Origin of the sequence: Bifidobacterium castoris, assembly GCF_003952025.1 — a bacterium.
Taxonomy (GTDB): Bacteria; Actinomycetota; Actinomycetes; order Actinomycetales; family Bifidobacteriaceae; genus Bifidobacterium; species Bifidobacterium castoris.
This window is the reverse complement of sequence record NZ_QXGI01000001.1, coordinates 295699-318075: the sequence shown is the minus strand read 5'-3', so window position 1 is coordinate 318075 and position 22377 is coordinate 295699. Positions and strand designations below refer to the sequence as shown.

The window sequence follows — 22377 nt, the reverse complement described above, 5'->3', positions numbered from 1 at the left end:
ACGGGCCGCACGGTCACATGGCGTACACGGCGTGCAGGAAGGAACGCATCTCCGAGAGGCGCCGCCGGGGCGTGCCGTCCGCGCCGCGCACCCTGTTCGCACGCCGATCGTCACCCGGCTCCATGTCGAGGAACAGGCGGGCCGCATCCGTGCCGAGCGCCTTCTGATAGGCGATCATGCGGGCCACGTTGCCGTTGCCGCCCGGCCGGTCCCACGCCGCCACGATACGGGAGCCGCCGCGCCGCGACAGGATCGCCCGTTGGGCGCCGTCCACATCCAGGCCACGCTCCGCGGCCGCCCGCCGCCCATACGCCATCGCATAGAACGCGGCCGCCTGCCGTGCCGGATCGTCATCCAACGCGTGCAGCGCATGCGCCGCCTCCCGCGCCTCGCCGACACTCGGCACGCCGCGCGTGGGGGAGTGGACCATACGCAGATAGGAGCGGGCCACCTCCGCCTTCGCGTTGCGTTTGTTGACCATCCTCACCACCGGGATGCGCCGCCCGTCCGCATCCTTGACATACCGGTTCGTGCCCGGCTCCATGAGCCACACGACGCGCCGCTCGCGGATCGCGTCGCCCGCATGGTGGACGGTGCCGTCCGGGTCGGTGACGTCCTTGTCGTAGCGGGCGACGGAGGTGCGGTTGATGTACGCCCAGGCGGCCTCATGGTCCGTTTCGGACGGGTAGCCGGCGCGGATGATGCTCATCGCCTGCGACGCGTCCTCCTCCTGCATGTCGCACAGCAGCCGCACCGCCTGCGCCCCGTCCGCACGTCTTCTCAGGGACGCGGCGACACGGTCCGCGGGCGCGTAGCGGCGCAAGGGGCCGCCGCGGTCGATGAGCCTGCGATGCCCGTACGGACCCGTCAGCGCCCACGCGTCCCGGGCGAGACGACGCCGCTCGGCCGCACCCACCCCTTCAAGATCCTCCTCACGCATGGCGAACACGCGACGCGCCTCACGGCGCACCCGCTTGTCGGCGCGCAGGGTGCGCCGATCCAACGGCAGACCGCCCGCCGCCTCCGAATACACCGTGGCCCCGTCCGCATCCCGCAGCACAAGACCATCGGCTCCGAGCTCCACGCTGGCCGTCTCCGCCAGCAGACCCGCCGTCTCCTCCGGGGTGCGCGCCGTGACCGGCTCACGCACGGCCCGCCCCCGCAGGTCGGCGGTGATCTCGGCGAGATCAAGACAGGCGGCGTCACCGAGATCGGGCAGCAGGGAACGGAACGAACCGGCCGTCGTATCATACTGTCCACCCGCCCCGTTCGGCGCCCCCTTGGGTTTCCTGGGCTGTTCCATCACCGGCTCCTTTCCACACGGATCCATCCGTACGGACGCTATGCGGCCGTGGCATAGCCGCCCCGCATGGCATACACACGCACACAGCGAGCCCGCCGCACCACGCGCAAACGGGCCGCCCGCGCAAACGGGCCCGACACGGCCGGCATCCGGGCGCCGATCCTCACCCTCGCCACCCTCGCCTCCCTCACCCTCGCATGGTTCATGCTCCCATGGGCGCCCCTCATGTGCGCCGCCGCCGCGGGCACGCGCGCCGCAGCCCGCCCGGCCCAACTCACCGGACAGGACCCGTGGAAACGCCCCGCACCGGCCACGCCCGCGCAACGCCGCGCCGACCGCGCCTACCGACTCCGCCGCTCCTGGTACACGCACCTGTCCGCACGCCTCGACCCGCACGGCCCCCAGCCATGCCTGTACATGGGGCTCGGCGCCCTCACCGCCATCCCCGTGCAGACACGATGGGGCGCATGGGCCGCCCTCGCCCAGATGATCGGACTCGTGCTGCTCCTGGCGGCCCGCCCCACCCCCACGGTCGACGGGCCGGTCCAATGCGGGCCACGGCCCGTGACGTGGGCCCGCAACCGCATCCCGTGGATCACGGGCGCCACCATGCTGGGATTGACGGCGGGCGCCATCATATGGACGCTGGGAGGCAGCGCATGGTGGACGCCCGCGCTCACGCTCACGGCCGCACCCGCACCCATGTGGCCCGCATGGCGCGCAAGCCGCCGCCAATACAAGGCCGACAAGGACATGACGGCACGGCTCAACCGGTGGCTCACCGCCGACGGCCGGCCCGCCACGGACCGGCCGCCCGCACGGCTCGACTCCACCACAAGCGGCGCGCACGGGGAACGCACATGCCGGCTCACCGTCCCATCCGCACCCGCATGGACCGACAAGACGGTGCGCGACACGCTGCGCGCCGCCTCGGCCCGCGACGGATACGACGTGGGATTCGTCCTGTGCGGCGCCGACATGATGCACGTCATGCTCGCCGTCACCCCGCTGGACGCGCCCGCCCCGGCCGACATCCTGGCGGACAAAACGGCGCTGGAGGCGTGGTGCGCCGTGGAGACCGCCCGCCTGTGCAACAACTACAACGCCACCGGCGGCCGCCCCCGCCTCACCCAGGTCGGCACACGCGACGGGAAACCGGCATGCTGGATCATGCGCATGGACGGCGGCAGCGCCGACTCGGACTGGGACATGATCCGCCGCGACTGGCTACGCGGCTCCCAAGCGGGCCAACTGGGCGACTGGGGCTGCCTGTGCGGCCTGACCATGAGCGTCGACCCGGGACTGGACCACGCATGGGTGTTCGCCGCCGACACGGGCACGGACGGGATCGTCTTCGACGAGGACAAAGCCAAAACGGGCCACACCGCCGCGTTCAGCACCATGACGGACGGGAACACTCCCGCCTACCTCGCCCTGATCGAACAGGAACGGGCCGACATGGCCGTCTGGGACGAGGCGCTCAACGGCACCAAGCTGGAGGCGCCCATGCAGATCATCTACGACCGACGCACGGGAGCCGACAGGCTCACCAGCCGTGACGGACGGTGGGCGTTGGAGTGCACCCCGTGCAGCATCCCCACCAAAGGCGGCCACAGCGCCGCCGACTACATGAAGACCGACCTGCGCGCCGCCTTCGGCGACTCGACCGTCGCCGACGTCATAGGACTGCGCAACCGGGGCAAATGGTTCACCCGCTACATGCAGCTCGTGCAGACCGTGCCCGCCAACAACCCGGCCGCCCCCACCAGGCTCGCCGACCTGTCGGGCGACGGTCCTGCCGAACGGCTCATGGCGCAGGTCATCATCAGCCGCGCCATCGCCGGCACGCTCAAACACGCCGCCTACGTGGACGCGCCGCGCCAATGCGCCCGGGACACGTCCTGGACCATGTGGCGCGCCGAAATCCAACTGACCGGCGGCGACACGGCGATGGACGCGCGCCGCGCCGCACCCCGCATCGCCACGCTCCTGGGCGCCGACACGACGCTTTGGGAGATCCGGGAGGCGGGGATGATCATCCTCTGGGCCGGCAACCGTCCGCCGGATGCGCCCGAGAAGTGGCGGCGCGGCACGGACCGGGACACGGTGCTCCGTCTGCGCTTCGACGAGGCGTGGGCCGCGACCGGGCTCACCGCCCCCGACGGGCGCACCGTCGCCACCGCCCACATAGGGGACGACACGGGGCCGCTCACCCGTCTCGAGTTCACGCTGCCGGCCGGCATCGACCCGGCCATGTGCGACGCGCGCCTCGACCGGTTCGCGGCAGCCGCCGGCTACGGCTACACGCGCCCCACCGGCGCCGCGGCCGGCCGCTACGCCATCCTCGCCGCCGCCACGAATCCGCTGCCCGACCGGATCGGCCTCGACGGGCGCACGGCCATGTCGGGCGACCGTCGGCTCGCGTTCGCGGTCCGCGACGACGGGACCACCGTCCTGTTCGACCCGGCCGACGATCCGCATCTGCTCGCCTCCGGCACGACCGGGTCGGGCAAAAGCTCCGTATCCGTGACCCTGATCGTGCAGGCGCTGCGCGCCGGCTGGCAGGTGCTCGCCACCGACCCGGAGAAAGGCGCCAACGACCTCAAACCATTGGCCCCCCACATGTCGGCGTTCGACCCGTCCCTGGAGGGTTGCTACGCGATATTCCAATGGGCGCACCGGGAGATGCGCCGCCGTGTCGCCCTCATCGACGAACACGGCGGGGGCGACTGGGCGATGCTGCCCGACCCGGTGCGCCCGCCGCGGCTCCTTGTGTTCTGCGACGAGTTCAACAGCCTCCTGCAAAAGGACAAGACGAAGATCAGCAACGAGAACAACGACCCGGACCTCGCCAACGAGGAGACGATGCGCACATGGCGCAACGGGCTCAAATCCAGCATCGGCATGTGGGTGAGCGCGCTGCTCACCCAGGGCCGCTCCGCCGGCATCACCGTGCTGCTCGGCGCGCAGGCCCTCAAGGCCGGCGACCTGGAGCTGCTGCCGAACGCGGGCACCGCGAAGACCATGCTCGCCCGCGTGTTCCTCGGCTCCGGCGACGCGTCCGGCAACGTGTCCGGCGCGAACGTCAAGGAGACGAACAGGTTGCACCGGCAGGCGACCCGCTGCGGCGGCATGCCGAAAGGACGCGGCGTGTACGAGCGGCTCGGACGCGGCGTCGACATGGTCCAATGCCTCTATCCGGGACAGGGCGACGAGCTTGAACGGTGGGGCCCCTTCCCGCAGCCGCAACGGATCGACCTGTCCCCGTTCATGCCCGCCCCGCCCGAACTCACCGGACTGGCCGAACCGGACATGACGGGATCGGAGAGCGTGGAGACGGTGCAAGTCGACGCGGCCGGCGAGGAGTGGACGCTTTAACGGCTCTCGTCGAGCCGGCGGCGCAGCTCGTACTCGAACGTCTCAAGCTCGGCGCACGTCAACGACGCCACGGCCGTCGCACCCCCGGACGCCGTCATACGGACCACGGCCGAACCGTCCGGCATGATCGTGACGGCGAGCGGCCCGCACACCACCGCATCCGTCCCCGCATCCATCCCATGATCCGTGCGTGCACCCATGACGTGACCCTTTCATAACCGACGGCGAAAAACACGTCCCGTCCCATGCGTCCCCGCCGCCGCATAGGAGAGCCGCATTCCGTCGACGAAAGGGAGGCCCGCATGGGACGGGACGGCCAATCGCACGCCGGCGCCATCGCCGGCGCCGTCATCACCATCGCCTGCACCATACTCATCATCCTCACCGTGCATGCCAGCCGCCACCCGGCCGCCGACACCGCATCCGCACCGTCGCCGGCCACCCCGGCCCCGGTCTCGGACGCGGGCACGCCCGTCATCGACATGGCGGCGCGGCGGGCGCGCGAGGAGACGGCGGCACGGTTCGAGACGACGCTGCGCGACTGGGGTGCGGACGCGGCCGCCGCACCCCAGTCGTGGGCGGACCGGTCCGCGGCCGACACGCTCAAAGCGCTGCGCACCGGCGCCGACATGCGCATCCCCGACCCGACCGGCGTATCCTCCGTCACCGTCCCGGACGGGGCCGGACCGGACGCGCCGTCACCCGACTGCCAGGACCGTCCCGACTCCGCCCAATGCCATACGCGGCCGCGCATGCGCGACTGGTGGGCGGCCAACGCATGGGGCGTCGGCGCACGGTTCACCGACGGCCCGCACGTCACCGTCGCCGACGACGGGGGCGACGCCCATGTCACCGGCACGGTCCGCGCCATCCTCCTGCAGGGAGGCGACACGTTCCATGACGGCGACTGGTGGGCGCTCACCCCCGCATGGCGTGATTTCCGCATCGACGACACGCTCCGCTTCGGCACGGACGGCACGGTGCGCGCATGGGAGCCGCACGGCGCCGACCATTGGTGGCTGGCGCCCGCGCTCACAGCATGGGATGGGACCATGCCGGCCGTGATGAGCGGCGGCGACCGGGTCGCGATCCCCGTGAGGGGACAGCCCGTCATGGATGGGCAATGGCCCAGCATCGCCCTCATGGACACGCCCCGCTCCACCACCGACATGGACGGCGCCGTCGACTTCACCCTGTGGGGGGACCGGCTGTGCGTGACCAACTGCGCCGCGACACCGGACAGGTGAGCGGGCCGCGCCGTCGGGAGGGGGACGCATCCGCACATGCCGACACATACGATCACGGGAAGGGAGAAACCATGACCCCGGAGGCGTTCAAAACACCCAAGACGCGGACACGCCGCCCAATCGGCTGGCTGCACACGGCAGGCGACATGCTCATCATGGGTTGGCTCGTCACCGTCCTTGCGCTCTACTGGACGATAGGCTCCCTGCTGCACCATAGGGACGACGACGACTGGGCCGATCTCTCCCGATAGGACACACCCCCGCGGGGCGGATCATTTCCAACTGTTCTTGCGGAAGAACACGCGCCCGGCGCCGGCGAACGCGTCCTGGGACAGTTCACGGCCGTTGTACCGGTCCCACCGGCCCTGCCCATACGGGTCGAAGTTGCCCTCACTGATGCGGATTGTCCACTTGCCGCCCTGCTCGGTGACCTCCTCGACGACGGCGATATGCCCAATACTCGCGGTGCCGCCCAACGCGCCGCCGAGCATCGCCACCCCGTCACCCGGCTGCGGCGTCTCGCTCACCGTCCATGCCGCGTTTGACGCCAGACCGGCGGATATCTTACCGGCCGCCCCATCCGGCGCGGCCGCCTGGAAGTCCGTGTTCGCGATGTCGCCGTCATGGAGCAGCCAAAGCCGGTTCAACGCATACCACCAGCATTGATAACGGGCGGATGTGAACGCCGCCGGATCAAAACCCGGGTCGCCGTCATGACACAGTTTCAGCTTCGTGTCGCACAGCCACGAATAGTCGCCAAGCCCCATGGGCGCATCCCCGGCCTTACCGGTCCGTACCCCACCGGACACGGAGGAGGATGACGGGCGGCAGGCGACCGCCGTCGTATGGGACACGCCCGACGACGCCCGCGAGACGCTCTCGCCTTCCGTGACCTTGCCCGTCCAAGTGAGCCGGGCGAACACGTCGCTCTCATACCAGGTGCGCGCATACTCCTGCCGTGTCCGCCACGAGGAGTCGTTGGCACGCTCGTAGCCGTGGAAGAACGCGAGCGCCGCATTCTCCGGATCGGCGGCATGCCGCCACGTGGCGAACAGGGAATCATCGACGACGCCGGCCAGACCCTGCGACCGGGCCGTCTCGAGATACACGTTGTTCCACAACGCCTCGTTCTTGCCGACGTTGTCGACGATGAAGCTGATCTGCCCGTCCTCGTTTCGCCAGTCATCACCGTAGCCGTGGTCGTGGAACCATGACATGTAGTTGTCCGGCTTGGTCTGGACGAGGCCGCTGAAGCCGTACGCGTTCTGCACCGTGGGGTCGAAGCCCGACTCGGCCTGTATGTTGCCCATGACGCCGGCGGCGGCCGCCTTGGAATACCCCGCCTCGGCCAGTGCGGCGGCGAGCTTGTCGGCGGTGGAGGATGCGGGGATGTTGCTCGTGCCGGAGCCGGCGGCCGCGGCCGGCGTGACGGTGCCGGTCTGCGTCTCCTCGCAGGCGGCGGACTGGGTGGAGGATTGCTGCTGTCCTGCGCCTCCCATGTTCACGATCATGCCGCCCATGGAGCCGACCGTCATGCATGGGAGCAGCAGCAGCGCGGCGAGACCGGCGGCGGCCCCCGCCGCCATGCCTTTCATGTTCGCCATGCCCGCCGCCTTTGTCGTCCCTGTCCCTGTCCGCGTATCCCGTCGCGGCTATGCGCGACCGGGACGCATGAGCGGACCGGTCCGGCCGGCATGCCGGAGAAAGGGATGGCGATGACGTCGACGGGAAAGACATGGGAAAGACGGGAGGGGTTCTCCTACTGGACGCTGCGCGCCCACTGGGATCTGGGAGACCGCGGCGACGACGCGCCCATACCCGCACGCCGATACGCGTCCGAACCGACGGTGACATGCGGCATGTTCCGCGCATGGGACACCGGACTCGCCCCCGATGACTGGGTGTGCCGGATCGGCTGGGACGGACGCCACGACCATTGGATGACATTGGACTGGTCCGCATGCGTCATGCCAGCGGCGGCGCGCGCCACACTCCGGCACATCATGGCCGGCGCCGCACCATCCCGGCTGCCGCTGCGCGCACCCGTCACCATCCTCTACGACCATGCGCCCGCACACGGGGCGCCGTTCCCGACCGTCACCATCCACGTACGCCCGCACGGCGGCGGCATCCCGGACGTGCACACCAGCCATGATGCGACGCTCAGCGCAGAACAGGCCATGACGTTGCGCGTCGGCGCCCACCTGCTCGCCTCCTTCCTGGAGGCCGACCGGCCGGGGCGCGGCGCACCGCATCCGCCTACGGCGCACATGACGGCCATCGACCATGATCCGCTCCTGCTGCCCCTCACCGGACACGTCGACCATACGCCGCCCTACATCGGCGGGTCGGCGAGCATGGCGGACAGCGGCATGTAACCCTCCGGCAGCGAATACGCACACAACGCGACATGATGATGCCGCGGCTCGCACCGGTCCGGGTCGAGGACGAACGCGAACAGGTCCGGCACCGGCGGCACCCGCCCCAACGCGACGCCGGCGCCGTACATGGCGGTGAGCGTCTCCGCGGTGTTGTCCGGATCGCCCCAATAACGCGGATCGGGATAGCCGACGGACGCGACGACGCCCACATGCGGCCCCGGAGAGCCGAACCGTCGCCACAACGGCGCCGCCAATCCCATCACCATGCTCTGACGTGCGCGCCGCTCACCGGCCGGCAGCCGCATGTTGCTGGTCAGCCACCCCGCATCCGGCACATCCAATACGGGGAGTACGCCCCGAACATCCCGTCCGGCGGAGCCCATGAGCCAGCGGCGCGCATGCGCGCCGCGCCAATGGTCGGGCGCGGGGAACACGACCATGTGGATGAGCGCGCCCCGCCCCGACATGGGACGCGGGTCTCGCGCATACGCGGTCATGATCCGATGCTCCGGATCATCATCCGGCCACACGCCCTCATCCGTGCCCGCGTCGATCAGCGGCTTGAGTGTTTCGGCGGCAAGCACCGGCGACTCGGAACGGCCGCCGACCAGAACCAGAAGGACGAACCGGCGCACCGGGTATGCGCCCGAGACGAGTGCGCGCCGCCACACGGCGCGCGCCTGCCCGCGCAGCCGCGCCCGCGTCCGTGCCCGGGTCGACGTGTCCTCGCCGCCGACCGTGGTGAGCCACAACGTCTCCGACACGCGGAACATGACCGAATACGGACGTCCCATCCGCTCAACCCCTCATCAACGCGTCCAAGGCGGCCGCGTCCATGACCAGCCCCGCATCCGCGCCGTCCACGGCCGGCGCAGACGGAGCGGCCGATGCGGACGGGGACGGCGTCCCGCTTTTGGACGAGGGGGCGTCGCCCGTCGGCTGCGGCGTCTCGAACTGCGCGCGCGCATCATCCCACGCGTCCTTCAACGCGACCAGGATCGGGTCGGAGCGCAACGCCGTCCCGTAGTCAAGATCGATCCGTTCGGTCATCGCCCGCATGTACTCCGCATCCACCGGATCATCCTCGCCGTGCGGTTCGAGCAGACGCAGGAACCGTGCCGGGTCGATCCCGTCCGGCAGGCCGACCAGATCCACAAGGGCGGCCGCGAGCCGATACGTGTCGCTCCTGCCGTCGCCGCCCGGATAGCAGGTCTTGAACACGCACGACGGCTGCCCGGTGAACTCAGCGCGCCCCACACCCTTCGTCACCCCCTCCTCCGTGAGATTCTCCGGCACGTCCGGCATGGACGCCAGATCATGGAACACGCCCCGCAGCAGACTTTCGGACGGGTTGGGGCCCATGACGATCCGCTGTCCGAACAGGTCACGCGTCGTGGGCCCCAGGCCGGACCGGTCGTTGACGGTCTGGGAGATGAGGATGAGCCGGTACCCCTGCGCGCGGGCCGTGCGCAGCAGTCGCAGCGTACGGGAGCGGATGTCGTTCTCCGCCTGCCCGGTGAACAGCTGCCCGAACACGGCCGGCAGCGTACGCTCCGGGTTCGGGATGCTCTTTACCGTCATCGCCTCGTCGACCAGCGACGAATACTCGTCGATGACGATGTAGTGGAGCGGATACTGCTCCTTCGCCCAGCGGGGGATGTCCAGCCAGTTCTGCCACGCGTTCTCCCTCCACACGCGCGCCCGCTCGCCATGCTCGATGTCGTCGACCAGACGGTTGAGGACGCCGGCGGCCTGCACGATGCCCTCGCAGCCCCACTGGCCGGGCGTCACCCACGGACGGCACCAGTAATAGTCGGTCGCCTTGTTCGACAGGTCGATGATGGACAGTCGGGGCCGCTGCGCGATGATGGAGGCGAGCATGCCGTTGACCAGGACGCTCTTGCCCGAACCGCCCTCGCCGCCGATGAGCACGAACGAGCTTTCCGTCCAGTCGATGCACGCCGGCTCGTAGGACACGTCGTCGCCGCCGCGTGCGGGAAGCATGACGCCGAACGGGGTGCGGTCACGGTCCCCGCCACGCCCCAACCTGTCGAACGGGAACGGGTGGGAGGGCAGGAACGTGGGCGGCTCTCCGGGAATGATGTCGACGACGCCCGTCTTCGCATCCGCCTCATACGTCCACCCGTAGCGGCCGATCTGGACGGCGGCCTCACGGGTCGCCGCGTCCCATTTCGACGGTTTGAACACGATGTGGGGGGAGAGCACGCACCGCCATCCGCCGTCGTCGCGCGGCGAGACCTGCACATCCCACGGGTTGATGCCCCACGCGTCCGCGAGCATGCGGCGGGCGCGCGACTGCTCTGCGGTGAGCGGTTCGAACACGGCGCGCCCCTCGTACGGTTCGAACCGGGTCATGCTCATGTGCAGGCGCGGCTCCCATACGCGTGCGATCCGCTCCCCGGCGTTCGCCTTCTGGTCCGCGGGAGCCAGGGACACGATGCGGCGGCGCGCGTCGCCGCTGGAGGACGCGACCGGACGGTCGACGAGCTTCGCGGTGTGCGTGTCCATGTCGATCCATTCGAGCCGCGCATCCGCGGCCTCGGGATGCTCCCTGCGGAACACGTCGAGCTGACGGTCGAGGAGCGCACGGTGCGATCCGTCATGCACCGGGTCAAAGGGGACGACGGCGCCGTCCCGTGCCCTCACGGTCGCGGGAAACGTGTAGTTGAACTCGCGCACAGCATTCCGCCTTTCCTGTCGTGCACATGTCGGTCGACGGGTCGCCTATGCCGCCGCCGGTGGTCACCACAGGTCGCCGTCGCGGATGCCGCGCGCATACGCCAACGCCCAATCCGCCGCGGACAGCGGCACGGTGCGGCCCGCCACCTCCCATGAGGGCGCGTCCCACGCGTCCGCCGCCGCCGCACGGCACAAGGCGAGACCGCGCGGCACATCCGCACGACCGTCCGCGTCGAGCATGTGGCACGACTCCCAACCCCACGACGGCTCCGCATGGAGCGGGCGCATCCCGTCAAGCGGACGGTAGGAGCGTGGCCGGGACGCGATCACGGCGAGCGCATACGCCCACGGGTTCGCGTACGCCAGCCGTGCGCACTCCGCGACCAATGCGGTCACCGTTTCGGCACGCTGCGCGCCGAAACGCTCCGCCAGGGCAAGCGTCGTGTCCTCCGCATTGCCGGTCGGGGCGAACCCGTCGACCATGATCCGCTCCGGATGACGACACAGCCACCGCCATGTGCGCCCATCCGCCGCGGGCACGTCGACGACGGCCGGGCCGGGCAGGAACATCCACGGCGGACGGCACGCCGTATCCTCCATGGATGCGTGCAACGCGTCCATGTGGACCGGCGAGAAGTCGAACCGGAAACCCCAACCATGCCGCGTATGCTCCGCGGAGCCCAGATCGAGGAAGGGTGAGAGGCGTCGGGCGGCGAGCACGGTGCCCGCCAACGGTTCGACGGCGGGGGAGACGCCGCGCCCGCCCGCCATGACCATGAAATCCGTGTCAGCATCCATGCCGACCCTCCATGCGTCCCGCCCGCCGCATGGCCGCGGGGCCCCTCTGATGCGGCCCGCCGTGTCGGCGAGGCTTACGAACCGTCCGAGACCGCCCGGATTCCCGGTTTTTGCGCCCGGCACGGTTTCGGCCCTCGCATCACCCTCGTTAATGTGGACGATAAGGGAAAGGGCTTTGGGTGATGCTGGATCGTCATGCCTGCATGACTAGGCCCGCCTGCGTGCCTTCCGTTCGTTTGTTTCCTGTCCATTGCATTCGGCTTCGGGGGTTGTTCTCTGTTCTTCGTTTCGCTTGTCGTGTTTTTGGTTTTCCTCGTTTTGGTGCTCCCTTTTTCGTTTTTCGGTTTTCGTTTTCGGTTTTCGCTGTTCGGGTTTTCGGGTTTTGGTTTTTCGGGTTTTGGGTTTTCAGGTTTTCGGGTTTCGCGGGGAGGGTGGTTGGCACTCGGAGGCGGCGGGGGTGGGACGCCTGTGCGCCGCGCATGGAAACAGAAAACGAGGAACCTATGAGACGTGACTATCGTCCCCGCGTCGCACCTGCTGTGCCGGCGCCGGACCGTCCGGATGCCGGAGGGGTCGCCGCATGCCGCCGTGCCGCCGTGGCCCTCCTGGACCGGTGCGTGCGGCGCGGCGCGGGCGCGGATGGGTGTGTCATCCTGTCGGCGCGGGAGCGTGCCGGGTACATGGATGCGCTTGCGGCGCGTATCCGTCTGCTGGACTCGTGGCTGTGGGAGCTGGAGCTGACGGGCGGGACGCATCGGCGCGGGGTCGGATGCCGGACCGCAGGGGTCGGGCGCGGACATGGAGGAGATGATGGTGATGGCCAGGGGTGAGCTGGATGCGGCCACGGTGGAGGCGATGGGCCGGGGCGTGGCCGTGTGGGTGGTGGAGGATCGGGCGGACGGGTCGCATGAGGAGCGGCCGATGCTGGCGGATCCGCGCACGGTGCGGATGATGAGGTCCGCGGGCTGCGGCGACACGGTGCGCGTGTGGCGTGCCGGGTATGTGCGCGTCCTGCCGTATGCGCTCGTGTCCGGCATGGGCAGGGTCACGTGCGTGCGTGTGCCGGAACATGATCGGGATATGGGCGTGTGGCGTCTGGATGTGCTCGGGGGTGTGCGCATGCTGGTGCCCGACGCGCGGCTGCTGCTTGTCGTGGAGGGGGCGCGGCGGGCGGATTCGGCGGATGGGTCGTTGACGTTCCCGGACGCATGAGCCGTGTCGTATCCGCACCCCGCCCCGGGGGTGCGGCTTGTGTTCGGAAAGGTTCGTGATGATGGGTGCGAAGATGTCGGCTGGTGTCGCCCATGTGGTGCTGCTGGTCGCTGCGGGTGCGGCGGCGGGTGCGGCCGTGGCCGGGTGGGCGACGGTGTCATCGGGTGTGATGGCTGTGGGTGCGGCCGTGGTGTGCGCGCTGCTGCCGTTCCTGGCGTTGTCGGTTCCCGACCGTGGTGCGCGTCGACGTGTGGGTGGTTGCGCCGTGGCGGGAGTGTTGTGGCGTGGCATGCTGCTGTCGGCGGGCATGTTCTCCTTGCTGCTGCTGGCCGTGTGTTTCATGGTCGCGTACGGTGTGGGGGTGCCGTCGGGTTTGGTGGCGGCGACGGTGTGGATGACGGTGCCGGGCGGCGCGTGCGCGCTGCCGGCTCTGGTGCTGCGCGTGTGGCGCGACTGGAACACGGATGACGGCTGCGGGGACGCATGATGCGGGGCGGAACCCGTATTCGTCTTGAGGATTGAGGAGCGACCATCATGTATCGGACCATGTGCGACACCCGCTGCAGAAACTGTCTTGTCCCCGTCGCCGACTGGGATTGCGAGACCTGCGACACATGCGGCGGCATCCTATGCCGCGGCTGCGCTGACCTGTGCCGCTGCGCACAGTGCGCCGAACCCGGCTGCCCCGGCTGCGTCAGACTCTGTGACAACTGCGACGCCCCGCTGTGCGCCACCTGCAAGGACTCCGGGGACCGTCCCGTGTGCGCCGAATGCGGCAGCCGCCTGTGCAACGACTGCGTCGAAACCTGCGACGGGTGCGACGCTACGCTGTGCGGTGACTGCGTGAATCATCCCTGCGCCGCGCATGCCGGAAGCGAGATCGCATGAGCACGGCCACTCTGCTGTCCCTGATCGCGCCGCTCATGCTGGTCGCGTGGGCGGCGACCATGCCCGCCATGGCTTTCGCCATCCCCACCGTCATCATGGTCAACACGCGCCGCATCCGCACGGGCCGTGAACCGTTGTCGGGGTCGCGATGCTGGACGCTGTTCGCCGCATACTGGCTGCTCACGCTCATCGTCGCAGCATGGCTGCTGTGCGCAAACCGATAGAGGAGGGGCGTCACATGAGAACCCGGAGCATTACCATCGCGAAACTACGCCGTGACTATTGGGGGCGTATTCAACGTGGGGAGAAACGGTTCGAAATCCGTGACGATCCCGTGGCCGACTCATCGGTGGCGTTCGTGTTCAAGGATGCGGACACGGGCGACTATCTGGGATGCGCGCGCATCAAACACCGTACGGATTTTGGAGGAGGCGAAGCCTCACCGTGGAACTGGCCCATACTGAGTGTCCTTTCCACTGTCCCAATCCCCGAGCTCAAGGAACTGTTTCCGTTGGGTACACAGATCAGGGACGCGGAGCATGAATACACACTGTACGTGTACGAGATCGAACCAATCGACAGTGAGACCCTGCTCTCTTTGCTCATTGGGCAAGAGGAATCATGACCCAGTACAGCGGCAATGAACGCTTCTACCGCAAACTGGGTCGCATCATGATGATGGGTCCGGCCTGCACAGGGGGAATTCGACTCGTGGGAAGCGTACGCGCAACATGCTATCCACTACACGCCCGAACCGGGCAATAGGAAAGGAGCGGAATCATGACATTCGATCTGACGGATTGGTGGCCCACCGTTGATTACTTGAAGCCGATTTGCTGCGTCATAGCCGCGTTCGCATTCGCCTGCCTCAGCCACGGGTTGTGGGAAAAGCGCCACGACCAGAATGCAGAGAGCAGATCATTATGGCGGGTGGAATTCATGTTTTCCCTATTGCTGACCATAGTCGTATCCCTCATGTCCCTCAACGCGGTGATTTTTGCTATCTTCCCTAACTCGTTCTCTGTCAGCCTCAGTGACTATCTCAACGAACAAGCCAATATTCAAACGAACGGCACCTTGACAGGTATTAGCTGCCAGACACCGAAAATCGGTGACATCCCGAATGGTTCAAGCCGATATCCGTGCAGCTGGGTTTTCAACGGTTCCACCATTCAGGGGACGGTCATGTTGACTGAACCACAGTCTAGCGGCAACCATCTGCCGAGCAGAGCGACCCTGCTGGACGCTCATGGTGACTCGTGGTGCCCCGTCGAATGGGACACGTCAAACGGATGCGAACCGATCATCGCGGACGGCGACCGCGCCGCCACACCCACAACACCGGAGGAGACCCGTTGAAGGACACGACCGAAACCACCCTGTACGCCACATTGCGCCACCTGACACTGCGCACGCTGCAGACGGACGAGCGGATCGCGGCCGCGTTCCGCATGCGTACCATCGGCGTCGAAACGCACGACAACGGCATCGAACAGCTTGAGGATGACTGATGGTTACGCGGAAGAACCGGGACCGGATTCTCAAGTGGGTTGCGGATGACGTGCCTATCAGGTGGATCGCGAAGAACACGGGGCTGACCGTTTCCAAGGTCGAGGCGATCGTCGCCCAGGAGGAGCAGCGACAGGCAAAGGAGGCGCGGTCATCCGGCACATCCCCAAGGAACTCCACAGCGAGAAGTAATCCTCAACGAGTTCGAAATCAGAGACCGAGACAAGGAGTAATCATGAGAAGCGAACACGTCACGATTAACGGCAGGGTGGGCAAGATATCCAAGTGCGGGAAAGCCTGAATCCGTATTCACAAAAGACATCGACACAAAGGAGAAAAGGATGACTACTCGTAGCTTGATCGGTATGCAGCATGGGGACGGTTCCATCACGGCCATCTACTGCCAGTGTGATGGGTACCCGTCATACAACGGGAAAGTGTTGCGCGACCATTACACGGATACGACGCAGGTGGAGGCGCTCATGGCGTTGGGCGAGATCGACGTGCTCGGGCAGACGCCTGCCGCATTCATGGACGATGCGGAGAAACGCCGCGACATCGACAAGAACGGCTATCCGCCTTCGAAAACAGCGGCCGCCAGCACCTACGGCAAGAATGATGCCATGCAGGCCGCCGTATATGTGGACCGTGACGCATTCGTGGAGGCCGCACGTGGCATGTGGGCCGAATACGTGTACCTGTTCGTCAATGATGCATGGTCCGTGCGCGACCTGTACGACGAGAACACTGGTTGGGCCCCCATCGACGATTCCATCAGCAAAGACTAAGGGAGAACGAGCCATGAAGTATTTCACTTCCGATTTGCATTTGCATCATCCGTTCGTGGCGGCGCTGCGTGGATACGCGAAACCGCAGTGGCCTTTTCTCGTATCACAGAAAGGGCTACGTGTCATGAAGAAGCTGCGTGAGGTGCTTAACGTTGGGAGGAAGCATGACTGAAAAGATATTCGACATGATTGTGACCGCATTACCCTTCCTGCTGCACCTAATGCTGCACCTAATGCTGGCGCTCGCGGTTACCGTCATTGCCGTGCTCGTGTTCTACACGCTGCATGCGCGCTGGCCACGGGGCCCCTTCTGGCGTCATGCCGACTTGTACGTGGAGAAAGATGATTGCACGCTGGGGCCTGTGTGGTGGCGGCGTTCAGACGGTCGGATCAAGGTGGAGTATACCATCGTCAACTGGCTGCCCGGCCGGCATGAATACCGCAACGATCACATATGCGTGTTCCAGCGCGGCATCAGACTGGAGGAGGACGGCGATCGTGTGTCGCATGTCCTGCCCCAGGGAGCCGAGGTCCGGTTCTCGCAGACCTTCCTGGCGCGGGACGGTTCGACGCCCGTCATACAGGCTGATTCGTCGTATACGCCTGCCCGTAACTGATAGTCGCTATCGTTTACGGGCAGGCATCATGGCGTCGCCGGCCTGTAATTGATAGAGGCGATCAATTACAGGCCGGACGTTGGTGCGCCCCGCATGGGTGCGCGTCGTCGCCTTGGGGTCAGTCGTCGTATCGGCGTGCGAGCGTGTCCAGGGCGAACGCGATGGCCGACAGGTCCGCCGCCACACGCCAATGCACACGGCCGGGTCCCACCGTCAACCGGTCCAGCGAACGCTCCTCCACCATGCCCTGCGCAGCGCCCATGACCCGACGGTGCAACGAATCCGCGACGGTACGGGGCGAGGACGTGAACATCATCCTTCCCAACGGGACGATGACGCCCCTCACCGTCAGGGTGACGGTATACCAGGGCGGCGTTCCGGGTTCGGCCTTGCAGATGATGTGCAGACCCGTGAGCCGGGCCATGTCGACGATGACGGTGCGCAATGTGGCGTCGATTGCAGCCTTGTCCTCCATGATTCGTTCCTTTCGCATGTACGGGATGCGCCCCCGTACATGCGTCCTGCGCCGCATAGCATGCGGCGACCATGGATGCTCCGACAAGGGAGGATGGATGATGGGTGAGCCGCGGGATGCGTTGGGCCGGGAGGATGTCAAGGAAAGCCACTTGGCGGTGATCCGTCATCCGGTCCGGCCCCGTCTCGTCCTGGTGCGCCGCGACCCGCGTTGGATGGGCGCATGGCTGCTCCCGTACGCCGACACGGACGGGGGGCTTGCCCGGCTGACGGGTGTCGGTCCGGACGCGCTGGCCGCGCCGGTGACGGTGCTGTCGGACAAGCCGTCCCCGTCGCATGGCGGCGCGCCGCGCCGCTACCTGTACCGGGTGCATCATGTTGAGCCGCCGGCCGGATGGTCGCCGCCGGCCCCGGGCGGCTGGAGGTGGATGTCGGCCGCGTGCATGGCGATGGACGAGGCCACATGCGGCGTGAACATGGATATCATCCGGCTCCTGTCACTATGAAAAAGCGCGGGCGCATACGTCATACGGCCGGGGTGCGGCGTGGACGCCGCCGTGGCGGTCGTCGAGGCTGTAGAATCGTCGCAACGAATCAGCGAGGCGACAACGGGGGGAGGGCAATGATGTTCCGGCATCAGGCATTGCTGCGTCCGGCGATCTACGGCGTCGCCGTCGGCGACGCGTTGGGCGTGCCGTATGAGTTCACGGCGCGCGGCGGTTTCCGCTGCACGGATATGGTCGGCCACGGCGCGCATCGGCAGCCGGCGGGCACATGGTCGGATGACACAAGCATGACGCTGGCGACCGTCGATTCGTTGCGGCGGGGCGACGGCCGGGTCGACGTGGACGATATGCGCCGCCGCTTCGTCCTGTGGCTGCGCGACGGCATGTACGCGATCGACGGCAATGTGTTCGACTGCGGCATCACCGTGCACGAGGCGCTGCGGCAGGGCGCCGGGCGTGACGGCGAACGCAGCAACGGCAACGGTTCGCTGATGCGCATCCTGCCGCTCGCGTTCACCGACGCCTCCGACGACGAGGTGCGCGCCGTCTCCGCGATCACGCATGCGCATGCGACGAGCATGGACGCGTGCGTCGCCTACGTGCATGCCGCGCGCGCTCTGCTCGAAGGCGCCGGTCCGCGCGATGCGGCGGCGACGGTCGGGTATGCGGGTATTTGGGAGCGGCCGGCTTCGATGATTCGTTCGACCGGCTATGTGCTGCATACACTGCCGGCGGCGCTGTGGTGCCTGACGACGACCGGCGGTTACGCCGACTGCGTGCGCGCGGCCGTCAATCTGGGTGACGACACCGATACGACGGCCGCCGTCGCCGGAGGTCTCGCCGCGATCCACTATCACGGCGGCTCCGGCGACGTGCCGCGGGATTGGCTGGAGCGGCTGCGCGGCCGGGAGATCATCGAATCCGTGCTGCCGGCGTGAGGCGTGCGGACGCGGACGCATGCGCCCCGTGAGGGCCAACCATGTGTGAGGACCGGAAGCGAGGCGATGATGGTTCATCGGCATGAACAGGACGATACCGTGCAATGCGCAGGCTGTGACGGATGGTTCGGGCCGGACCGGATGCTGTGCTGCGACGTGTGCGGGACGCTCCGATGCGGTCGATGCGCCGAATGGTGCGAGCATTGCGACCGGACGTTGTGCCGCGGCTGCACGTTCCGATGCGAGCAGTGCGGCTTCGCCTTATGCTCCGACTGTCGGAACGGTTGCCGCATGTGCGGTTTCGCGTTGTGCCCCGACTGCAGGAGGGACGGCGACGGCATGTGCGAGGAGTGCGCCGGCAGGGAGGGGAAGGAATGAACGGTCTGGTTGAGTTCCTGATGCGATCCGACCGGGGCGTCATGCCGTTCCGCGAGTGGACGGTCGACCATACGGATGCGCGGCATTACCCCCGGATCGTGCATCGTCAGCCGCGTCCCGTCCCGGATGGTGTGGTACGGATCGATCTGAACGGCGATTGCGACCGGTTCACCATCGGGCGGCTGTGCATGGCCGAACGGTACGCGTCCGCGCATCCGGGCGAGCATGATCTGCTTGTTGTGGATCCGTATATCCTCACCATGGCCGAACGGGCGCTGGACGACCTGTACCGGCATCTGTGTCGGCATGTCATCATCGACACCGGCCGGGATGCTATGTCATGTTATGCTGATGGACGATAGTCCGGCGTGTTTCGTCGCGCCGGCATCTGCTTTACCACAGTGCTCCGCACCCCCGATTCGGGCTGCGGGGCACTGCAGCTTCATCAACCGTCTCCGAACGCCCCCTGACAGCGCGGGAGCCGGCCCCCATGATGCACAGGGAATCCGGCTCCTACTTCCATATCCTCCACGGAGGCTGGCTTTACACTGCAGCATATCATCGAATGCGGAGGGGCGTCAACGGAACATCAGGGGGCGAAGAAGCCGGCCTGGGGCCTTCCTCCCGTAGGCGCGCCGGCATCCCAAGCCGGAACGGGCACGGCACGCATGCCCGCATTGGCCCCCAGGGCGGCGTCCATGTGCGGCCGACCGTGCACGAAGGACGGGACGGCGCGGCTTGCTATTGGAATGCGAACATGGCGGGAAGGATGCCGGCGACGGACAGCATCAGCACCATGAGCAGCGCCCAGAAGACCACGGCAAGAACACCCATGATGATCTCAACCAGCTCATAGGGGAGGGGGAGAAGATCCGCCGTCCGGTAGAAGAACACGAACAGGGTCGATGCGATGGCGAACGTCAAAAGCCACCATGTGGGCGCCGTCCCCTGCATGACCTTCCAGACGACGATCATGCAGACGACCCAGGTGGAGACCGCCAGTGTTTCCTGTACGATACGCATACGTCAACGTATGCGTCCGGGATCATTTGCGGGGCAGGGCGAAGAGGAACAGAAAAACGCATGCGATCAGGGCGAACGCCGTACTCCATGGCTGCCAATGGTTGCTGAGGGATAGCGAGATGATGCCCGTGGAGGAGAAGACGGCGGACAGGATCAGACCTGCCGTCCGTGACGAACGGTCGCTGTTCAGATAGCAGGCATCCATATAGGCGGCATACGCGTCCAGCTGTCTGTCCAGATTCTCCCATCGGGGATCATGCCGGTCCACGAGCCTGCTGGTGCGGCATCGGGCGATACGGGCGTGCTGCAACGGCAGATCCCTCCAACCCCGGTATTGGAGATGCTGCTGGTAGATGGCCGCGCCCAGCAGTTCGCACTGTTCGGCCAGCAACCCCATCGCCATGTCGGCGATGATCCGGGGCAGGTGCGCCGCGTCGCATGCGGTGGCGGTCCTGCAGGATGCCGCTTGGAGTTCGGTTATCCGTTTCGTGCCGGCACCCTTTCCCCAATCCGTCAACGACGCGATGGTCGGCGGGATCGTCTTCATGTCCCGTCTGCGCGCGTGGACGGGGATGATGACGGCGAGCAGGCTGGTATCGTCCATGACGAGCAGCACGTCGCCATGCCGATACCAGAACAGACGGCTCCCGTCCTCGAACCCCCAGGGGCGTTCCCCGGTCTCCTTCCAGCCATGCTGGAGGAGCTGGCTCCGGTTCCATTGCGGCTTCGAATCAAATGGGGGGACGTGCCCCAGATCGTGGAGTGCACGCGGGGAATGGGCGCGCACGGACGGATCATCCGAGCGCATTGCGCACATCGTCGAGGGTCTCCTCGAGGTCTTTGATGCGCCTGCGCTGCTGACGGATCAACTCGGGCACGGTCTTCGGCTCGACCCGCTGGCGGTCGGCGGTGCGGTGCCGCCAGTTGTCTTCGTCGGCCATCGGGATGAACTCGAGATGCTCGTCGAGCTCGATGAGGTCCTGCGCCGAGACGAAGGTCTCGTCCGAGCGGTCCATGAGACCGTGCGCCTGCAGGATCTCGAGGATCTGCGTCAAACCGGTCGCCTGCATCAGTGCGCCTCCCCTGCCTTTGCCTTGCCGCGCACCACACGCACCCGGCGCACGGCTGCCGGCTTTTCGCCTGCGCGGCGCGATCCCGCGAGCGCCCGCTTCGCGTCGTACGCGTCGAGCATGTCGCGGAGTTCCTTGTGCGGGCCCGAGTACTTCACGCATTTCATGGTTCCGACGTAACCGTTTTTGCTGGTGATCATGCTTCTTCCTCCTTGGTGTTGACGGGGATTCCCATTGGATAGTTGACATCGGCAAGAGACACGTATTCGCCCTTCAGCTTGTACTTCAACTCAACATGTCCCGCATCACCTGTGGGCGCGCCTAGTGTCTGCGACATGGGGAATGGCTTCCATGCCAGCCCACGGATCTCTTTCTCACGCGCCCACCACTGGCGTGAATCCCGTGATTCCCAACATTCTGAGATGCCGATGGCAGCGATACACACAATCATCGCGGCAAGGGCAAGCAGTATTTCTTCGTAATGGTTCATATCGGTTTTCCTTCACTGGTTGTATCCAACCACTGCCGGTATTGGTCGAGGTACGGTTCCAAACTGACCATCATGATGCCTCCGGCGGCTTGGAAACCGGTTCGCATCCGTTTGACGTTTCCCATTCCACGGGGCACCACACGTCGCCATGCGAATCGACAAGGGTTGCGGTGGGTGGGGTACTGGACCATCCGTTTGCCTTGGGACCAGCGATACGCACACTACCTTTGACAGGCTTGCCGTCAAAACGCCAAGTGCACAAATACCGTCCATCCTGCTTAAGGAACTCGTACTTGTGGTCCACCACAGGTGTCTCGCACTCCACGTCAGTAAGCGTCGGCGTGTACGCTTCCGCCTTTTCGGTGATGTAGACACCCAAGGTCGTTGTCTGCCGCGTGGCGGCGGGCTGATTCAGTATCACCCTACCGATCTGCAAAGCGAGTATCCCGCAGCCCACGAAAAGCAGTACGGAAACAACCACATGGTGGTTCCGGACCCAAGCGGTATCACTATTCCTGATGTGCTTCACGAGGAAGAACGGCGTGATGATAGCGGCGCAAAAGGGGATTATAATAAACACCAGGTCCCCCCAGCTAGAGCCTCCTACCATCTGTACCGGCCACCAGTCCGTCAAATCGAATGTCATGATTCCTTCTCCTTGGTGTTGACGGGGATTC

General features: G+C 66.7%; 30 protein-coding genes. 17 read left to right on the top strand and 13 right to left on the bottom strand.

The annotated features are described in order from the left end of the window. Positions 1-13: 13 nt before the first annotated feature. The gene (locus D2E22_RS01470; protein ID WP_126031344.1) at positions 14-1303 is read right to left on the bottom strand and encodes a hypothetical protein; all 1290 of its coding nucleotides are present in this window, start codon (positions 1301-1303) and stop codon (positions 14-16) included. Positions 1304-1369: 66 nt separating this feature from the next. On the opposite strand from D2E22_RS01470, the gene D2E22_RS01465 reads away from it, so the two are divergent. Further along, positions 1370-4681 carry an FtsK/SpoIIIE domain-containing protein gene (locus tag D2E22_RS01465; RefSeq protein WP_126031343.1) on the top strand — a complete coding sequence of 1104 codons (3312 nt, stop codon included), beginning with the start codon at positions 1370-1372 and terminating at the stop codon, positions 4679-4681. Here the strand turns inward: D2E22_RS01465 and D2E22_RS01460 are convergent. After that, complete coding sequence (locus D2E22_RS01460) at positions 4678-4881, bottom strand: hypothetical protein (protein ID WP_126031342.1); 204 nt, start codon at positions 4879-4881, stop codon at positions 4678-4680. The two genes, D2E22_RS01465 and D2E22_RS01460, sit on opposite strands and share 4 nt — an antisense overlap. Positions 4882-4983: 102 nt before the next feature. Between D2E22_RS01460 and D2E22_RS01455 the strand changes: the two genes are divergently transcribed. Further along, entirely contained in the window at positions 4984-5928 is a 945-nt protein-coding gene (locus D2E22_RS01455; protein WP_126031341.1) for a hypothetical protein, read from the top strand. Between the two features lie 71 nt (positions 5929-5999). Then, entirely contained in the window at positions 6000-6179 is a 180-nt protein-coding gene (locus tag D2E22_RS01450) for a hypothetical protein (protein ID WP_126031340.1), read from the top strand. Positions 6180-6200: 21 nt separating this feature from the next. Here the strand turns inward: D2E22_RS01450 and D2E22_RS01445 are convergent, their stop codons facing one another. Next, positions 6201-7532 carry a phage tail tip lysozyme gene (locus D2E22_RS01445; protein WP_126031339.1) on the bottom strand — a complete coding sequence of 444 codons (1332 nt, stop codon included), beginning with the start codon at positions 7530-7532 and terminating at the stop codon, positions 6201-6203. A gap of 111 nt (positions 7533-7643) precedes the next feature. Between D2E22_RS01445 and D2E22_RS01440 the strand changes: the two genes are divergently transcribed. After that, positions 7644-8306: a hypothetical protein gene (locus D2E22_RS01440; RefSeq protein WP_126031338.1), complete on the top strand. Its 663-nt coding sequence runs from the start codon at positions 7644-7646 to the stop codon at positions 8304-8306. Here D2E22_RS01440 and D2E22_RS01435 read toward each other — a convergent pair. The 3 genes from D2E22_RS01435 to D2E22_RS01425 form a co-directional block, all read right to left on the bottom strand. Beyond that, positions 8264-9103 carry a hypothetical protein gene (locus D2E22_RS01435; RefSeq protein WP_126031337.1) on the bottom strand — a complete coding sequence of 280 codons (840 nt, stop codon included), beginning with the start codon at positions 9101-9103 and terminating at the stop codon, positions 8264-8266. The genes D2E22_RS01440 and D2E22_RS01435 overlap by 43 nt on opposite strands. A gap of 4 nt (positions 9104-9107) precedes the next feature. Next, on the bottom strand, positions 9108-11009 hold the full coding sequence (locus D2E22_RS01430) for a hypothetical protein (RefSeq protein ID WP_126031336.1): 1902 nt from the start codon (positions 11007-11009) through the stop codon (positions 9108-9110). Between the two features lie 63 nt (positions 11010-11072). Then, positions 11073-11807 (bottom strand): hypothetical protein, encoded by a 735-nt coding sequence (locus D2E22_RS01425; protein ID WP_126031335.1) that lies wholly within the window; start codon positions 11805-11807, stop codon positions 11073-11075. 798 nt (positions 11808-12605) lie between these two features. Between D2E22_RS01425 and D2E22_RS01420 the strand changes: the two genes are divergently transcribed. The 10 genes from D2E22_RS01420 (at position 12606) to D2E22_RS01385 (ending at position 16821) form a co-directional block, all read left to right on the top strand. Next, positions 12606-13019: a hypothetical protein gene (locus D2E22_RS01420; protein ID WP_126031334.1), complete on the top strand. Its 414-nt coding sequence runs from the start codon at positions 12606-12608 to the stop codon at positions 13017-13019. 58 nt (positions 13020-13077) lie between these two features. Further along, the gene (locus D2E22_RS10440) at positions 13078-13506 is read left to right on the top strand and encodes a hypothetical protein (RefSeq protein ID WP_164518365.1); all 429 of its coding nucleotides are present in this window, start codon (positions 13078-13080) and stop codon (positions 13504-13506) included. Positions 13507-13903: 397 nt separating this feature from the next. Then, positions 13904-14131 (top strand): hypothetical protein, encoded by a 228-nt coding sequence (locus tag D2E22_RS01410; RefSeq protein WP_126031333.1) that lies wholly within the window; start codon positions 13904-13906, stop codon positions 14129-14131. Then, positions 14107-14532, top strand: a complete 426-nt coding sequence (locus D2E22_RS01405; protein ID WP_164518364.1) for a hypothetical protein — start codon at positions 14107-14109, stop codon at positions 14530-14532. The genes D2E22_RS01410 and D2E22_RS01405 overlap by 25 nt, the downstream gene beginning before the upstream one ends. Positions 14533-14687: 155 nt before the next feature. After that, the gene (locus D2E22_RS01400) at positions 14688-15266 is read left to right on the top strand and encodes a hypothetical protein (protein WP_126031331.1); all 579 of its coding nucleotides are present in this window, start codon (positions 14688-14690) and stop codon (positions 15264-15266) included. Then, positions 15263-15418 carry a hypothetical protein gene (locus tag D2E22_RS10435; protein ID WP_164518363.1) on the top strand — a complete coding sequence of 52 codons (156 nt, stop codon included), beginning with the start codon at positions 15263-15265 and terminating at the stop codon, positions 15416-15418. Before D2E22_RS01400 ends, D2E22_RS10435 begins: the two co-directional genes overlap by 4 nt. Further along, positions 15418-15717 (top strand): hypothetical protein, encoded by a 300-nt coding sequence (locus tag D2E22_RS01395; RefSeq protein ID WP_126031330.1) that lies wholly within the window; start codon positions 15418-15420, stop codon positions 15715-15717. The genes D2E22_RS10435 and D2E22_RS01395 overlap by 1 nt, the downstream gene beginning before the upstream one ends. Positions 15718-15757: 40 nt before the next feature. After that, positions 15758-16204 carry a hypothetical protein gene (locus D2E22_RS01390; protein WP_126031329.1) on the top strand — a complete coding sequence of 149 codons (447 nt, stop codon included), beginning with the start codon at positions 15758-15760 and terminating at the stop codon, positions 16202-16204. A 13-nt stretch (positions 16205-16217) separates the two neighbouring features. Beyond that, positions 16218-16376: a hypothetical protein gene (locus D2E22_RS10430; protein WP_164518362.1), complete on the top strand. Its 159-nt coding sequence runs from the start codon at positions 16218-16220 to the stop codon at positions 16374-16376. Further along, positions 16369-16821, top strand: a complete 453-nt coding sequence (locus tag D2E22_RS01385) for a hypothetical protein (protein ID WP_126031328.1) — start codon at positions 16369-16371, stop codon at positions 16819-16821. The genes D2E22_RS10430 and D2E22_RS01385 overlap by 8 nt, the downstream gene beginning before the upstream one ends. A 118-nt stretch (positions 16822-16939) precedes the next feature. Here the strand turns inward: D2E22_RS01385 and D2E22_RS01380 are convergent, their stop codons facing one another. Continuing rightward, on the bottom strand, positions 16940-17296 hold the full coding sequence (locus D2E22_RS01380) for a hypothetical protein (RefSeq protein ID WP_126031327.1): 357 nt from the start codon (positions 17294-17296) through the stop codon (positions 16940-16942). Between the two features lie 97 nt (positions 17297-17393). On the opposite strand from D2E22_RS01380, the gene D2E22_RS01375 reads away from it, so the two are divergent. The 3 genes from D2E22_RS01375 (at position 17394) to D2E22_RS01365 (ending at position 19479) form a co-directional block, all read left to right on the top strand. Beyond that, positions 17394-17801 carry a hypothetical protein gene (locus D2E22_RS01375; RefSeq protein ID WP_126031326.1) on the top strand — a complete coding sequence of 136 codons (408 nt, stop codon included), beginning with the start codon at positions 17394-17396 and terminating at the stop codon, positions 17799-17801. A 116-nt stretch (positions 17802-17917) separates the two neighbouring features. Further along, a complete protein-coding gene (locus D2E22_RS01370) occupies positions 17918-18739 on the top strand; it encodes an ADP-ribosylglycohydrolase family protein (protein ID WP_241218112.1) in 822 nt (273 codons plus the stop codon). 374 nt (positions 18740-19113) lie between these two features. After that, positions 19114-19479, top strand: coding sequence for a hypothetical protein (locus D2E22_RS01365; RefSeq protein ID WP_126031325.1), 366 nt, complete (start codon positions 19114-19116; stop codon positions 19477-19479). A gap of 379 nt (positions 19480-19858) precedes the next feature. On the opposite strand, the gene D2E22_RS01360 is transcribed toward D2E22_RS01365, so the two are convergent. The 6 genes from D2E22_RS01360 to D2E22_RS01335 all read right to left on the bottom strand — a co-directional run bounded on the left by D2E22_RS01360 (position 19859) and on the right by D2E22_RS01335 (position 22346). Continuing rightward, entirely contained in the window at positions 19859-20140 is a 282-nt protein-coding gene (locus tag D2E22_RS01360) for a hypothetical protein (RefSeq protein WP_126031324.1), read from the bottom strand. A 22-nt stretch (positions 20141-20162) separates the two neighbouring features. Beyond that, a complete protein-coding gene (locus tag D2E22_RS01355) occupies positions 20163-20948 on the bottom strand; it encodes a hypothetical protein (RefSeq protein ID WP_126031323.1) in 786 nt (261 codons plus the stop codon). After that, a complete protein-coding gene (locus D2E22_RS01350) occupies positions 20935-21210 on the bottom strand; it encodes a hypothetical protein (RefSeq protein ID WP_126031322.1) in 276 nt (91 codons plus the stop codon). Before D2E22_RS01350 ends, D2E22_RS01355 begins: the two co-directional genes overlap by 14 nt. Continuing rightward, positions 21210-21410: a hypothetical protein gene (locus D2E22_RS01345; protein WP_126031321.1), complete on the bottom strand. Its 201-nt coding sequence runs from the start codon at positions 21408-21410 to the stop codon at positions 21210-21212. Before D2E22_RS01345 ends, D2E22_RS01350 begins: the two co-directional genes overlap by 1 nt. Continuing rightward, complete coding sequence (locus D2E22_RS01340) at positions 21407-21700, bottom strand: hypothetical protein (protein WP_126031320.1); 294 nt, start codon at positions 21698-21700, stop codon at positions 21407-21409. Before D2E22_RS01340 ends, D2E22_RS01345 begins: the two co-directional genes overlap by 4 nt. A 70-nt stretch (positions 21701-21770) precedes the next feature. Continuing rightward, complete coding sequence (locus D2E22_RS01335) at positions 21771-22346, bottom strand: hypothetical protein (protein ID WP_126031319.1); 576 nt, start codon at positions 22344-22346, stop codon at positions 21771-21773. Positions 22347-22377 lie beyond the last annotated feature (31 nt).

What these genes read in the sequence shown, in the direction of transcription:
- D2E22_RS01425 (WP_126031335.1), bottom strand. Translation starts at nt 11,807, where the DNA reads ATGGATGCTGACACGGATTTCATGGTCATGGCGGGCGGGCGCGGCGTC.
- D2E22_RS01380 (WP_126031327.1), bottom strand. Translation starts at nt 17,296, where the DNA reads ATGGAGGACAAGGCTGCAATCGACGCCACATTGCGCACCGTCATCGTC.
- D2E22_RS01440 (WP_126031338.1), top strand. Translation starts at nt 7,644, where the DNA reads ATGACGTCGACGGGAAAGACATGGGAAAGACGGGAGGGGTTCTCCTAC.
- D2E22_RS10430 (WP_164518362.1), top strand. Translation starts at nt 16,218, where the DNA reads ATGAAGTATTTCACTTCCGATTTGCATTTGCATCATCCGTTCGTGGCG.
- D2E22_RS01355 (WP_126031323.1), bottom strand. Translation starts at nt 20,948, where the DNA reads ATGCGCTCGGATGATCCGTCCGTGCGCGCCCATTCCCCGCGTGCACTC.
- D2E22_RS01445 (WP_126031339.1), bottom strand. Translation starts at nt 7,532, where the DNA reads ATGGCGAACATGAAAGGCATGGCGGCGGGGGCCGCCGCCGGTCTCGCC.
- D2E22_RS01350 (WP_126031322.1), bottom strand. Translation starts at nt 21,210, where the DNA reads ATGCAGGCGACCGGTTTGACGCAGATCCTCGAGATCCTGCAGGCGCAC.
- D2E22_RS01390 (WP_126031329.1), top strand. Translation starts at nt 15,758, where the DNA reads ATGACTACTCGTAGCTTGATCGGTATGCAGCATGGGGACGGTTCCATC.
- D2E22_RS01375 (WP_126031326.1), top strand. Translation starts at nt 17,394, where the DNA reads ATGATGGGTGAGCCGCGGGATGCGTTGGGCCGGGAGGATGTCAAGGAA.
- D2E22_RS01340 (WP_126031320.1), bottom strand. Translation starts at nt 21,700, where the DNA reads ATGAACCATTACGAAGAAATACTGCTTGCCCTTGCCGCGATGATTGTG.
- D2E22_RS01435 (WP_126031337.1), bottom strand. Translation starts at nt 9,103, where the DNA reads ATGGGACGTCCGTATTCGGTCATGTTCCGCGTGTCGGAGACGTTGTGG.
- D2E22_RS01345 (WP_126031321.1), bottom strand. Translation starts at nt 21,410, where the DNA reads ATGATCACCAGCAAAAACGGTTACGTCGGAACCATGAAATGCGTGAAG.
- D2E22_RS01455 (WP_126031341.1), top strand. Translation starts at nt 4,984, where the DNA reads ATGGGACGGGACGGCCAATCGCACGCCGGCGCCATCGCCGGCGCCGTC.
- D2E22_RS01400 (WP_126031331.1), top strand. Translation starts at nt 14,688, where the DNA reads ATGACATTCGATCTGACGGATTGGTGGCCCACCGTTGATTACTTGAAG.
- D2E22_RS01405 (WP_164518364.1), top strand. Translation starts at nt 14,107, where the DNA reads ATGGCTGCTGTGCGCAAACCGATAGAGGAGGGGCGTCACATGAGAACC.
- D2E22_RS01465 (WP_126031343.1), top strand. Translation starts at nt 1,370, where the DNA reads ATGGCATACACACGCACACAGCGAGCCCGCCGCACCACGCGCAAACGG.
- D2E22_RS01420 (WP_126031334.1), top strand. Translation starts at nt 12,606, where the DNA reads ATGGAGGAGATGATGGTGATGGCCAGGGGTGAGCTGGATGCGGCCACG.
- D2E22_RS01335 (WP_126031319.1), bottom strand. Translation starts at nt 22,346, where the DNA reads ATGACATTCGATTTGACGGACTGGTGGCCGGTACAGATGGTAGGAGGC.
- D2E22_RS01450 (WP_126031340.1), top strand. Translation starts at nt 6,000, where the DNA reads ATGACCCCGGAGGCGTTCAAAACACCCAAGACGCGGACACGCCGCCCA.
- D2E22_RS01385 (WP_126031328.1), top strand. Translation starts at nt 16,369, where the DNA reads ATGACTGAAAAGATATTCGACATGATTGTGACCGCATTACCCTTCCTG.
- D2E22_RS01370 (WP_241218112.1), top strand. Translation starts at nt 17,918, where the DNA reads ATGATGTTCCGGCATCAGGCATTGCTGCGTCCGGCGATCTACGGCGTC.
- D2E22_RS01395 (WP_126031330.1), top strand. Translation starts at nt 15,418, where the DNA reads ATGGTTACGCGGAAGAACCGGGACCGGATTCTCAAGTGGGTTGCGGAT.
- D2E22_RS01410 (WP_126031333.1), top strand. Translation starts at nt 13,904, where the DNA reads ATGAGCACGGCCACTCTGCTGTCCCTGATCGCGCCGCTCATGCTGGTC.
- D2E22_RS10440 (WP_164518365.1), top strand. Translation starts at nt 13,078, where the DNA reads ATGATGGGTGCGAAGATGTCGGCTGGTGTCGCCCATGTGGTGCTGCTG.
- D2E22_RS01460 (WP_126031342.1), bottom strand. Translation starts at nt 4,881, where the DNA reads ATGGGTGCACGCACGGATCATGGGATGGATGCGGGGACGGATGCGGTG.
- D2E22_RS01360 (WP_126031324.1), bottom strand. Translation starts at nt 20,140, where the DNA reads ATGCGTATCGTACAGGAAACACTGGCGGTCTCCACCTGGGTCGTCTGC.
- D2E22_RS01470 (WP_126031344.1), bottom strand. Translation starts at nt 1,303, where the DNA reads ATGGAACAGCCCAGGAAACCCAAGGGGGCGCCGAACGGGGCGGGTGGA.
- D2E22_RS01365 (WP_126031325.1), top strand. Translation starts at nt 19,114, where the DNA reads ATGAACGGTCTGGTTGAGTTCCTGATGCGATCCGACCGGGGCGTCATG.